The organism is Gallintestinimicrobium sp. (assembly GCF_046968865.1).
Classification (GTDB): Bacteria; Bacillota; Clostridia; order Lachnospirales; family Lachnospiraceae; genus Gallintestinimicrobium; species Gallintestinimicrobium propionicum.
Window position 1 is genome coordinate 194,166 of sequence record NZ_JBKVPW010000003.1, and the last position, 12,460, is coordinate 206,625.

Below are 12,460 nucleotides of genomic sequence, written 5' to 3' on the forward strand. Positions count from 1 at the left end.
AAAAATCCTATCGGCATAGCCGATTTGGAATGGATTTTTGCGCGTAACTGTGGGGGTACTGAACAGTTACAGGTTGGAAATAAGAACCGGATGCCGAGGGATTGAATTGCTTTTGGATGACGCAAAAGCAGAATGAGAGGAATCATGAAAGACGATAAAATTGTTTTATATATGCATGCGGGAAGCGGCAACCACGGCTGCGAGGCGATTGTCAACAGTCTTTGCCGGATGCTTCCCAAACCGGCGATTCTGATGACGAACCGCCCGAAGGAGGATGAAACCTATTCCCTGAAGGAGCTTTGCAGCAGCTTTGTACAGGAAAAAAGCATCGAAAAGAATGTATTCGTGCATACCTGGTACTATTTGAAGCGAAAGCTTTTACACGACCCGGACTGCTTCATGGAATACCGGTATCAGGACATTTGCGGGAAAAATCTGCACCGTCTGAATATTTCCATCGGCGGGGATAATTATTGCTATGACAACATGCTCGACCGGCTGATTTCCGCAAACCGCATGTTCCACAAGCAGGGCGCTAAAACGGTTTTATATGGCTGCTCTATCGAGCCGGAGTTGTTAAAACGTCCGGAAATCATGGAGGATATGAAGCGCTACGACGCGATCGTCGCGCGGGAAAGCCTGACCTTTGCAGCGCTGCAGGAAGCCGGAATTGACAAAAATATCCATTTATATCCGGACTCTGCTTTTTTACTGGAAACAAAGCTGGCTCCCCTGCCGGAGGGCTGGGTTCCCGGAAAGATGCTGGGCCTGAACATCAGTCCGATGATTGTGGACAATGAAAAGACTCCGGGCATTACGATGCAGAACTATAAAGCGCTGATTTCTCATATTTTAGAAACGACCGATCTGCATATTGCGCTGATTCCCCATGTGGTGTGGGAAAGCAATGATGACAGAAAACCGATCCGGCAGCTTCATGAAGCCTTTGCATCGACCGGACGTGTGATCGAGCTGCCGGATGGGTCCGCTCCGGAATTAAAGGGCTATATCAGCCGCTGCGAGATGTTTATCGGAGCCCGGACCCATGCGACAATCGCGGCATATTCCTCCTGCGTGCCGACGCTGGTAGTCGGCTATTCGATCAAGGCCCGTGGAATCGCAAAGGATTTATTTGGAACGGACGAGGGCTATGTCCTGCCGGTGCAGGCACTCGCCCAAAAAGAAGACCTCGTCAACGCATTTGACTGGCTGTATCAAAATGCACAGGCACAGAAAGCACACCTGCAGCAGATTATGCCGGACTATTGCAAAAAGGCAAAAGAAGCAGAAAACCTGTTGAGAGAACTGTGAGGGAAAATTGTGAGCCAGATACAGGAAATGATAAAACCGGCAGCAGCGATGCTGGATACTTATCCGGTGGTGACCACCAAACAGAAAATCAAACGGTGGATCAAGACCTGCGTCCCGGGCATGACGCCGGAAAAGGTGGAGCGTTATTCCTGGCCTCAGGCGCTTCTTGCGATGGGGCTGTTGCAGGCATATGAGCAGACAAAGGACAAGACTGCGTTAAGCAGTGTGTTTTCCTATCTCAGACGGTGGAAAAACAGCGGATATCCAATCTCTCATGTGGATCATGTGATGAATGGAAGCGTTGCCCTGTGGACAGAAGAGATTTTGACGAGGGAAAAAAGAGAAGATGCAGAATCTCTGGAAGCGCTCTGGATCTGCCGGGAAGGGGCAGACATTTGCGCAGGCTGGATCAAAGCAGCGAAAAAAACTGCGGACGGCATCCTTGCGTACCGGAGCCAGCATCCGGACTGGCTGTTTGCAGATACCCTTGGGATGCTTTGTCCCTTTGCCTGTCGTTACGGTGTTCAGAAACAGGATAAAGAGCTGTTAAACCTCGGAATCCGTCAGCTGGAGCTCTTTTTCCAAAAGGGGATGGATGAAAAAACCGGTCTGCCCTATCATGGCTATGATGAAAAGAACGGCACGAAATACGGAATAATCGGCTGGGGAAGAGCCTGCGGTTGGATGCTGCTTGGATTGTCGCAGAGCATTTTGTGGATTTCAGAGCAGCCTGCAGGAGCAGAACAGACGAACAAGCTGCAGGCGGAGCAGCCTGCAGGAGCAGAACAGGCGGACAAGCTGCAGGCAGAGCAGTCAGCAGCTTGTCCGTCCTCCCAGTCTGTTGCCCGGGAGGGCTGCAATCGTCTGCTTTTACTGCAGCAACAGCTCCTTGACAGCATTTTTGTATGGCAGCGCGCAGACGGTGGATTTTCCTGGCAGCTGCAGGCACAGGAGGGACACCGGGATACCTCAGCGGAGGGGATGATCGGATATGGGGCCTGGCTGGCAGCGGAGACTGCAGCTGTGCAGCGTTCAGAGCAGTGGAGCCCTGCACTGAGCCGTCTGGCAGCCATCATGCAGACGAGCATCCGTGATGGGCGTGTCACAGACTGCTCCGGCGAATGCAAGGGCTTTGCGGAATATCCGCAGGTATACGGAACCTATCCCTGGGGCAGCGGCAGCGCGCTGGCCTTTCTGGCAGTGCAGCTTTTCAGGGAAGAGAGTAACGATAGGGCAGAATGATCCTTATGCCCTATCACAGGACAAGTTCGATCAAACAGTTTGGCAGGAATATCAGGAGAACAGGACGAAAAAACATGGGAAGAGTCAGATATGCGACCAGAAATATAATATTCGGCTTTTTAGGGAGCGGGGCAACGACGCTGCTCAATTTTATCCTGCGGCAGGTGTTTATCACCCATCTGGGCGATACGCTTCTGGGCGTGCAGGATCTCTACAGCGAAATTCTGACGATGCTTTCCCTTGCGGAGCTTGGCGTCGGAACCGCTTTAAACTACAGCCTGTACGGTCCGGTAGCGCGGGGGGAGCGGGAAAAAATCAAATCCTACATGCAGCTGTATAAAAAAGCGTACCGCACCATTGCCATGGTGATTGCTGTCATCGGACTTGCACTGGTACCGTTTTTACCCTGGATCGTCAAAAATGCAGATTATCTGACTTTAAGGCAGCTGCGGGTTTACTATCTGCTGTTTCTGTTCAATACGGTGACCACGTATTTTGTTGCATATAAATACAGTCTTGCCAATGCGGAGCAGAAAAACTATATCCAGACAAACGCGGATGCCATCAGCAAAGCGGTTTCCGTGGTGCTGCAGCTTCTGGGACTGCTGGTACTGCCAAACTACCTGTTATACCTGCTGATTCAGGTCGGCGTATCCCTAGGACAGAAGATTTTTATCAGTTGCTATCTGAACCGCAAATATCCGCTTTTGCTGGAAAAAAATGTGGAACCGCTGACAAAAGAAGAAACCGGAGCGGTGGTGGATAAGACAAAGGCACTGATGCTGCACCGGATCGGGGATATGGCGCGTCTGCAGACGGATGCGATCATTATTTCGTCCTGTCTGGGTGTTGTCTGGGTCGGTCTGATCGGAACCTACAAGATGATCGTCAATTCCGTTTCGGGTTATGTAAACCTGATTTTCAACTCCGTCATTTCCAGCTTTGGAAATCTGATCGCCACGGAGAGCAGGGAAAAGCAGTTTCAGCTGTTTCTGGTGTATCGCTTTTTCGCAATCTGGATATACGGATTTTCGGCTGTCGGATTTTTCCTGCTCCTGTCTCCTCTCGTGGAGCTGTATGTCGGAGCGGATCGGGTGTTGGCAACTTCGATTATCGCCTGGTATCTGACGGACTATTTCTTCAAAGGGGAACGTGTCGTGCTTTCGAATTTCAAAACGGCGGCCGGTGTTTTTGAACAGGACAAATATCTGTCCATCCTTCAGGGCATCGTCAATCTGGTGCTGTCGATTGCTCTGGTGTTTAAAATCGGTCTGGCGGGCGTGTTTATCGGAACCGTCGTATCCGGACTGATTGCAAATATCACAAAACCCATCATTATTTATCGGGTTTGCTTTGAAAAAAGTGCGGTTTCCTATTTTCAGGAGTCCATCAAATATCTGCTCGTCATCGGAGCTGCGCTGGCAGTGCTCATTCCGCTGCAGAAGCTGCTGATGCCGCAGGTGACCATTGCAAAATTTGCGCTGATGATCGGGATCATTACGGTTGTCTTTAATGGAATTTTTCTGATGGTGTTCGGCAGGACGGAGGAATTTCAGTATTTGTACGGAATGGTAAAAGGGAGGTGGAAACGGTCATGATTATCGTAGAGGTGATGGGCGGACTGGGAAACCAGATGCAGCAGTACGCGTTGTACCGGAAGCTGGAGTCTTTGGGAAAGGATGCCAGACTGGATGTTTCCTGGTTTCTCGACCAAGAGCGGCAGACAAAGGTGCTTGCAAGCCGGAAGCTGGAGTTGTCCTGGTTTGAAAATCTTCCTGCAAAATATTGTACACAGGAAGAAAAGCAGGAAATTCTTGGAAAAAATAATTTGGTCGGAAAACTGAAAAAGAAGCTGCTTAGGGGCAGCAACCGGCATTTTACGGAAAGCGACATGTATCATCCGGAAATCTTTGATCTGGAGGACGCTTATTTAAGCGGTTTCTGGGCGTGCGAGGCTTATTATGCGGATATTTTGCCGATGCTGCGCAGCCAGATTCATTTTCCGGATCCGGAAAAGGGTGAAGGCTGGGATTTAGAGGCTGCCGCGAAAAATAAAGAAACGATGGAGCGCATGAAGCAGGAAGCCTCTGTGAGCATCCATATCCGCCGCGGGGATTATCTGGATGCGCAGAATGCTGCGATGTTTGGCGGAATCTGCACGGACGCTTATTATGAAGCGGCGATTTCGTATATAAAGGAGCAGACACCGGACGCACATTTCTATGTTTTTTCGGATGACTCTGTATATGCGAAAAATGCCTACCCCGGAAAAGAGTTTACTGTCGTGGATTGGAATACCGGGAAAAACAGCCTGTTTGACATGCAGCTGATGAGCTGCTGCGGCCATAATATCTGTGCAAACTCCACCTTCAGCTTCTGGGGAGCGCGGCTCAATCCGAGCCCAAATAAGGTGATGATCCGTCCGTCAAAGCATAAAAACAGCCAGAATATTGTGCCGGAGGAGATGAAAAAGCTCTGGGACGGCTGGGTGTTGATAGATGGAAAGGGAAGAATTATTTAAGAAAAGTTAAGAAAAGCGGTTCCTCGAATACGGTATAATAATACTGACACACGGCAATTGCACATATTTTTTGAAGTAAAATGTGCAGCAGCGAACAAGACGGTACAAACTGGTAATTGGGCGCGTTTGCGCTGTTTTGTAGATTGAGGAGAAATTATAATGAAAAAGAAAATAGTTATATCTGAAAAAGTGACAGCGGTTATGCTTGCAGCAGCGATGGCCATTAGCATGACAGCATGCGGCAGCCCTGCAAAAGATATGCAGGGAGCAGCAGAAACAGCAGCGGATGAAGAAACAAGTACGGTAGAAACAGCAGCGGATAGAGAAACAAGTGCGGTAGAAACTGTATCAGAGATTGCCGGAAATACAACGGAAAGCACGGAAAATGCAGCGACAGACGCAGAGATTTTGGTTGCAGAAGACCCGGATACAGAAATTACAGCGTCAAATGAGAATACCGACATCAAGGTAACGGTAGAGGATCAGAAGGAAGAAAAGAAAAACGATGCAGGAGAGGTCCTGGTCACAATTAGCGTTCAGAAAGCCACCATCGAAGACAGCGGCTATGATGCACTGCAGAAGGTGCTGGATCAGCAGAGCGCAGATACCTATGAGCTGGCGCAGGAAGCATGGGGAGATATGCAGGCCTTCCTGGAGGATAATGATTGGGAAACCACTGGCTCTTTATATGGCATCGAGGATACCATTTCCATGAAGCGTGGGGATGACAGAATCTTCAGCTACGTAACCACGGATTATTCCTATCTCGGAGGTGCACATCCCAACGTCGTTTATAATGGTTACAATTATGATACAAAGACCGGCAAAAGGCTGACACTGCGGGATGTGACAGAGGATTACGACAGCCTGTACGCACAGGTTCTGGACACTCTGAGGGCTTTTCAGGAAGAACAGGAGGATTTTATGTTCTTTGAAGACTATGAGGATACTGTCAGGGGAATGTTTTATGGATTTTCAGCCGAAGAAGATTTGGAGGACAGTGACATGACAGCCGCAGACAGGGAGGAAACCCCGGATACTGCAGGGACAGCGTCCGATATCGACAATATTCAGTGGTATCTGACCGACAATGAGCTGGTGGTGATCTTTAACCGTTATGATATCGCAGGGTATGCCTTTGGTCCGACTGCGGTAAAGATTCCGTTCGAAACAGGGCTGGTAAAAGAGATTTATTCATGACAATAGAATGCTCGCAGAGCGTGCATTCTATTGTTGGAAGTAAATGTGCGAAGCAAGAGGAATTATGCCTATGAAGAATGTGATTGCAGTGATCTGGGACTGCGATAAGACGCTGATCGACGGATATATGCAGGATCCGATGTTTGCAGAATATGGCGTTGAGACGAAGCAGTTCTGGGCGGATGAAAATAAAATTCTGGATGAATACCAGAAAAGCGGCGTGCGGGTCAACCGTGACACCTATTATCTGAATTATTGTATCAAATGTGCCCATGAGGGGATTTTCCCGGGCTTAAATAATGCAAAGCTTCGCTCTTTTGGAAAGCTGCAGAAGCTTTATCCGGGGACACTGGAATTTTTCCGGAAAACAAAAAACATGTTCCGAAATGATGCGAGCTATTCGGAATATGATATTCAGGTAGAGCATTATATTGTCAGCACCGGGTTTGCAGAGGTAATCCGGGGAATGGAGCTGATGAATTATGTGGATGATGTCTGGGGCTGCGAACTGATGGAAGCGCCGGATGCAGAGAATCAGCCGCTCATCAACGAAATCGTTTATACGATCGATAATACGACGAAAACGCGTGCGATTTTTGAAATCAATAAAGGAATCGGAAAGATTGACGGCATCGATGTCAATTCCAAGATTCCCCAGGAGCTGCGGCGTGTGAAATTTGAAAATATGATCTACATAGCAGACGGACCAAGCGATATCCCGGCATTTTCCCTTGTACATCAAAACGGCGGTTCCACCTTTGCCATTTATCCAAAGGGCGACGTCGCTGCCATGAAGCAGGTAGAACAGATGCGTGCAGACGGAAGAGTTGACATGTATGCCGAGGCGGATTATTCCGAAAATACAACCGCAAACATGTGGATCACAAACCGCATTCAGGAGCTTGCCGACAAAATCCGGGAACGGGAAAAAAATAAAATCGAAAAATATGCCGGCAGTGTGCCGAAGCATCTGGTGTAGGGGATGGTAGGGTGAAAATTTAAAGTAGAACATAAAAATAAAGTAGCAAAAGGATAGAGTCGGTGCTGAATTCCCCAGTTGAGAAAAGAGTTTGTACTGGATTTATTAGAGTATGAGATTACTCCTGCTAACCTATTGAAGGAACGGAAGATTTGCAGAACGGAGAATTTTATGTACTTAATAATAAAGCTGAAATGTTGGATATATAGAATGATATTTTCGAGTATGTGTTTTACTTTTTGAGCGAAATGAGGAATAATAAAACTATGAAAATAAAAGAATTTATTGACAGACATGAACGAGTGAAAGTGATCTGGGAAGCGTTGCAGAAGAATTCTGATGAACAGTTTAGAAAACGTGTTTTGGGAACAGATTGTCTGAATATTTCCGTCATGGAAAATACTAATATTGACAGGAAAACTGGAAAATCAGGAATATTATACCAGATTGAAATGGGAACGTGGGGAGACGGTTTTTTTGCGGAATATAAGAAACTCCTGAATTATTTATATTTTGCAGATTTTTTTCAATGGAAACCGTGTGTTCATTTTAGCAATCAATTTACATATGCTGAGGATCATCCGATTAATGGAACGGAGAATCCATTTGAATATTTTTTTGAGCCGATTGTTAAGATGGATGATGCGAATGAATATCGATATTATGTCAATAGCAGAGAGGTTGACTGGGAGTTTGCCAATCGGCTGAAACCTGTGAATGGATATGATATTTCAGAAGAATATATTCAGGCGATGTCAGAAATAAACCAAAAATATATCAAATTTAATGATATTACTTTGCGGTATTTACAGAGTACAGATGATTTATTAGGAAAAAATAAAGTATTGGGAGTACATGTACGTCTTACAGATTTTAAACAGAATTTTCTGGGGCATCCTGTTTGTATTACAGCAGAGGAACATTTAAAATATGCGGTAGATGCTGTTAAAAAATATGGTTTTAATAAGATTTTTTTGGCAACAGATGACGTATCAACAGTTGATTTGTTTAGAAAAGAGTTTGGAAAGAATTTGTTGTATTATGAAGATGTAACACGTTCATCCGGAGATGTTTCGGTCGCTTTTTCTGATAATGTAAGAGAAAATCATCATTATAAGCTGGCGTTAGAAGTAATAAGAGATATGTATACTCTCTCAAGATGCAATGGTTTGATTGCAGGTAAATCTCAGGTCAGTATATGCGCAATAATAGAAAATCGACGAAATAGTCCATATGAATTTTTGAAAATTGTTGACAAAGGAAATAATATAGGTAATGCAAAAAAGTATTCGGATACAGATATTGTAAAAGGGTAATCTGAAGAACTTTCTTAATACATTTTGTGAAAGTTATTATGTGAGACTAACTATTAAAAGTCAAGACTCAAAATGATATTTTTTGAATAAAGTACAGAAATGTATTTTAGATATATTGAGAACTCAGTTAGGGTTCTTTGTACTTTGGAAACTGCATGACAAAAAGAGCATCATGACAGGTGCTCAAAAAGGAGTATTGAATTAGAATTAATTAAGCTGCTTTGATATATTGCTGCTTCGATTTTTCAAGATGGTAAATGACTCGAACCAGCTTTTTTACAGCATGTGAAAGGGCAACGTTGTAATGTTTGCCTTCAGCTTGCTTCTTAGCAAGATAGGCTGCAAATGTTGGATCGACATACTTGGCTGCATTGTACAGAGCATATCGCAGGTATCTGGAACCACGTTTTTCCGTACGTGCGTAAGCACCATCCAGTTGTCCGGATTGATATGTTGATGGCGAAAAGCCTGCATAAGCTAAGATTTTATCAGGAGAATCAAAACGACTGAAATCGCTAATCTCGGCAATGATCATAGCTCCCATGCGATAACTGATTCCAGGAATACTGAGAATCGGAGAGTTGATTTCATCCATGATGATTTTGATTTCATTTTCGATTTCGTCAATCTCGGAATCAAGTTCCTGAATCAGCATGATGGTGTGTTTTAGTTCAAGTGATTTCGCAGGCATATTTGAGCCGATAGAAGTTCTTGCAGCATCTCTAAATGTGATTGCTGTTTCCTTGCCGTAGTGACCTTTTGAGGATTCAGAAAGTAGATTGGTAAGTCTGGTAAGGTGAGCATTAGCTACTTGTTTTGCACTGGGAAATGCAGAGAGCATTGCATAAACAGATGCCATATGAAGTTGAGGAACCAGTTTTTCTAATTCGGGGAAAAAATACAGACAAGCCTGGAAATGGAAATTTTCAGCTTTGCACGTTCTTTTATCTTATCAAAACGATAACGGGTTAATGACTTTAGTTCTTCGTTGTGGTAAGATGTATCTGAGCAGGACTTTAAGTTCAGATCAGACATGAGCATAGAAGCAATCGTGCGGGCATCTACTTTATCCGTTTTCGTCTGTCTAAGGCTTAGACTTTTTCTGTACAGATTGGTATGTAATGGATTGATAACATAGGCAGGCAAACCTTTATCAATGAGATATCCAAGAAGATTGTAACTGTAGTGTCCGGTGGCTTCAAGTCCTACTTTTATTTTTGTTACATCATCCATAACGGATGCAATCTTTTGATAAAGTTCATTAAAACCATCTAAGTTGTTGGTGATGGTAAATGCTTTAAATAACACTTCTCCATCGGAGTTAGTGATAAAACAATCATGCTTATTTTTGGCAACATCAATTCCTACGTAAATCATAATAAACCTTCTTTGAAAAGTATTAATGCTGTTTTAGAACCACAGGGTGCTCCTTGTGATTGTAACCTCGTTCTAAATAAACCGTCATGCGGTATCTAACTGATTAACAAATGGACAAAGAGACTGTGGTTGGAGCCTTTATCAAACCATCAAGTGGTAGGAGAACAAAACCAATCTACAGTATCTCATATATCATAGTCGAACCTACAGAAGAGGTAAAGACGAGACTATGATTTAATAGTTATTAAGACCTTGGAGAAGGTCTCTAAAAACTACTACTATATAATACGAGGCAAAATAAATGCAAAATTATAATCTATTGATATCTATTATTATCCCGGCCTGGAATGTTGAACAATATATTTCAAAAGCATTAGAATCCTGTATTGCACAAACATATACTGACCTTGATATCTTAGTTGTTGATGATGCATCTGAGGATTGTACTTGTGAGATAGTTGGACAATATTGCAAAAAAGATCCCAGAGTCCGTTTAGAAAAAAAGGAACATGAAGGGGTATCAGCCGCTAGAAATAAAGGAATAGAGTTAGCGAAAGGTCAAATGGCTATATTTTTGGATTCGGATGACTGGCTGAATTGTGATGCCATACAGATTTTGGTAAAGAGTTATCAAGAACATCCGGGATATCTGATTGGGGCAAAACCAACTTTTGTGAGCGAACAGGAACAATGCAGTTGTATTTCAGATAGCGTGGATAAAGAATGTGCAGCGGTAGTTTTGTCTCAACATGATGCTTTGATGAATACTGATACGGATTATTACAGGAATGCGAGTGCATGCTATAAATTATTTTCACTTGATGTTATACGTTCTAATCATCTGAAATTTGACAAAGAGGTTCTCTTTGGCGAAGATGGTCTGTTTGTTTTTTGTTATCTGAATCATGTAAAAGGAATGGTTTATCATAATGTTAGTATATGGAATGTGTTGATGCGCTCTACAAGTAGTACACGTTTACGTTATAATGAAAAATTTATGACTTCCATTTATGGGGTAGAAAAAATGCTTGCCTATCCGCATGAAAAATCAGATGAAATTGATACGATGTTGAAAAAATTTCTGGTAACAAAGTCATTAAATATGATTCGAAGGTATTTGGATTGCGGGAATACGGATTCGGTTATACCAAAGCAATATCGATATTATATAAGAAAATATAAAACAGCTTATTTAAAAACAGCTACTGCTGGAGAGACAATTCGGACAATAATGATACTTTACGTTCCTTTTTCAATATATGCAGCTATTTATCGAAAAACACACTGTGTTCAATAAAGGAGATACGCTATGAATTTTGCAGTAATTCCATGGAGTAAGAATGAATTAAATGATTATATTTTTTATTCAATAGATGATCGGGGGGAAAAAGTACCGACTCCAACAGCTGCATATCTTATGCAAGAAGAGTTTAAAAGACTTGGACATGTAATACATACCGTAGATTTGTTTAATGATTTAATGAAAGTGGATTTTTTCCTGTTTTATGTCTTGGATTGGGATTGGGTGAAAAAAATTACTGAATTGGGATTAGAAAAACGGATGGTCTATTGTAATGCAGAACCACCGACCGTTTCAGAGTGTAATACACCGAATGGTTATGAAACATTAAAACGGTATTTTGCGTATATTCTTACATGGAATCCGGATTGGATTGATAATCGAAGAATCTTTTTACGCAATATACCTTATTTCTTTGATTTTCAGCCATCTCTTATTTCCTTCGAGGAAAGAAAGCTGATTACAGCGATTTCCGCCAATAAAAGATCTAAATGGAAGGATGAACTGTATACAGAACGCGAAAATTCTTATCGGTATTTTGAAGAGCATTATCCAGATGAATTTGATTTTTATGGTGTGGGTTGGGAAAATACAAACCATCCGTGTTATAAAGGAAAGATAAAAGATAAGAAGCAAATTTTTCATAATTATCGATTTGCGATATGTTTTGAAAATACCAGGATGGATAAAAATTATATTACTGAGAAAATTTGGGATTGTTTAAATTCACAGATTGTTCCGATTTATGCAGGAGCAAAAAATGTTAAAGAATATATTCCGGAAGATTGTTTTATTGATTTTTATCAATTTAAATCTTATGATGAATTGGCAGATTATTTGATACATATGTCAAAAGAACAATATGAGAAATACCTTTATTCTGCTAAAAAATTATTAGAAAACAAGAAAGTAGTTTATTTATTTAGCGGAGAAAAGTATGCACAGGATATTCTGAATGCGGTTTCTCATCGCACAGAGTTTTCAATGCATTTTTATGACAAGATATATGTTCGGATTTATCCTGTGTATTTGAAATTAGTTTCCGAACTAAAGAATTTTGTGAAGAAATTATTAAAAAAGGCCTGACAAAATGTTTCGAAAAGTAATGGAAAAACAATGAAAAGGCACAGAGTATGATTGGTGAGATGTATCGATTTGTCATTGCGTTCTATGTTACAATAGGATATGATCGTGAATAGAAACAATAACAGGGA

9 protein-coding genes and 1 pseudogene are annotated in these 12,460 nt (G+C 42.7%); 9 read left to right on the forward strand and 1 reads right to left on the reverse strand.

All coding sequences use genetic code 11. From position 1 onward, the window contains the following. Positions 1–144 precede the first annotated feature (144 nt). The 7 genes from ACLTOQ_RS04345 (at position 145) to ACLTOQ_RS04375 (ending at position 8,569) form a co-directional block, all read left to right on the forward strand. On the forward strand, positions 145–1,311 hold the full coding sequence (locus tag ACLTOQ_RS04345) for a polysaccharide pyruvyl transferase family protein (protein WP_412318832.1): 1,167 nt from the start codon (positions 145–147) through the stop codon (positions 1,309–1,311). Between the two features lie 9 nt (positions 1,312–1,320). Further along, the gene (locus ACLTOQ_RS04350) at positions 1,321–2,553 is read left to right on the forward strand and encodes a glycoside hydrolase family 88 protein (RefSeq protein ID WP_412318833.1); all 1,233 of its coding nucleotides are present in this window, start codon (positions 1,321–1,323) and stop codon (positions 2,551–2,553) included. Positions 2,554–2,627: 74 nt separating this feature from the next. Then, positions 2,628–4,151, forward strand: coding sequence for a lipopolysaccharide biosynthesis protein (locus tag ACLTOQ_RS04355; protein ID WP_412318834.1), 1,524 nt, complete (start codon positions 2,628–2,630; stop codon positions 4,149–4,151). Continuing rightward, positions 4,148–5,074, forward strand: coding sequence for an alpha-1,2-fucosyltransferase (locus ACLTOQ_RS04360; protein WP_412318835.1), 927 nt, complete (start codon positions 4,148–4,150; stop codon positions 5,072–5,074). The genes ACLTOQ_RS04355 and ACLTOQ_RS04360 overlap by 4 nt, the downstream gene beginning before the upstream one ends. A 159-nt stretch (positions 5,075–5,233) precedes the next feature. Continuing rightward, positions 5,234–6,274, forward strand: a complete 1,041-nt coding sequence (locus ACLTOQ_RS04365; RefSeq protein WP_412318836.1) for a DUF3298 domain-containing protein — start codon at positions 5,234–5,236, stop codon at positions 6,272–6,274. A 70-nt stretch (positions 6,275–6,344) separates the two neighbouring features. Then, positions 6,345–7,253, forward strand: coding sequence for a haloacid dehalogenase-like hydrolase (locus tag ACLTOQ_RS04370; RefSeq protein ID WP_412318838.1), 909 nt, complete (start codon positions 6,345–6,347; stop codon positions 7,251–7,253). A gap of 266 nt (positions 7,254–7,519) precedes the next feature. Next, positions 7,520–8,569, forward strand: a complete 1,050-nt coding sequence (locus ACLTOQ_RS04375; RefSeq protein WP_412318839.1) for an O-fucosyltransferase family protein — start codon at positions 7,520–7,522, stop codon at positions 8,567–8,569. Positions 8,570–8,780: 211 nt separating this feature from the next. On the opposite strand, the pseudogene ACLTOQ_RS04380 reads toward ACLTOQ_RS04375, so the two are convergent. Continuing rightward, positions 8,781–9,946: pseudogene (locus tag ACLTOQ_RS04380) on the reverse strand (IS110 family transposase). 301 nt (positions 9,947–10,247) lie between these two features. On the opposite strand from ACLTOQ_RS04380, the gene ACLTOQ_RS04385 reads away from it, so the two are divergent. Further along, the gene (locus ACLTOQ_RS04385) at positions 10,248–11,243 is read left to right on the forward strand and encodes a glycosyltransferase family 2 protein (protein WP_412318840.1); all 996 of its coding nucleotides are present in this window, start codon (positions 10,248–10,250) and stop codon (positions 11,241–11,243) included. 12 nt (positions 11,244–11,255) lie between these two features. Beyond that, on the forward strand, positions 11,256–12,332 hold the full coding sequence (locus ACLTOQ_RS04390) for a glycosyltransferase family 10 domain-containing protein (RefSeq protein WP_412318841.1): 1,077 nt from the start codon (positions 11,256–11,258) through the stop codon (positions 12,330–12,332). Positions 12,333–12,460 lie beyond the last annotated feature (128 nt).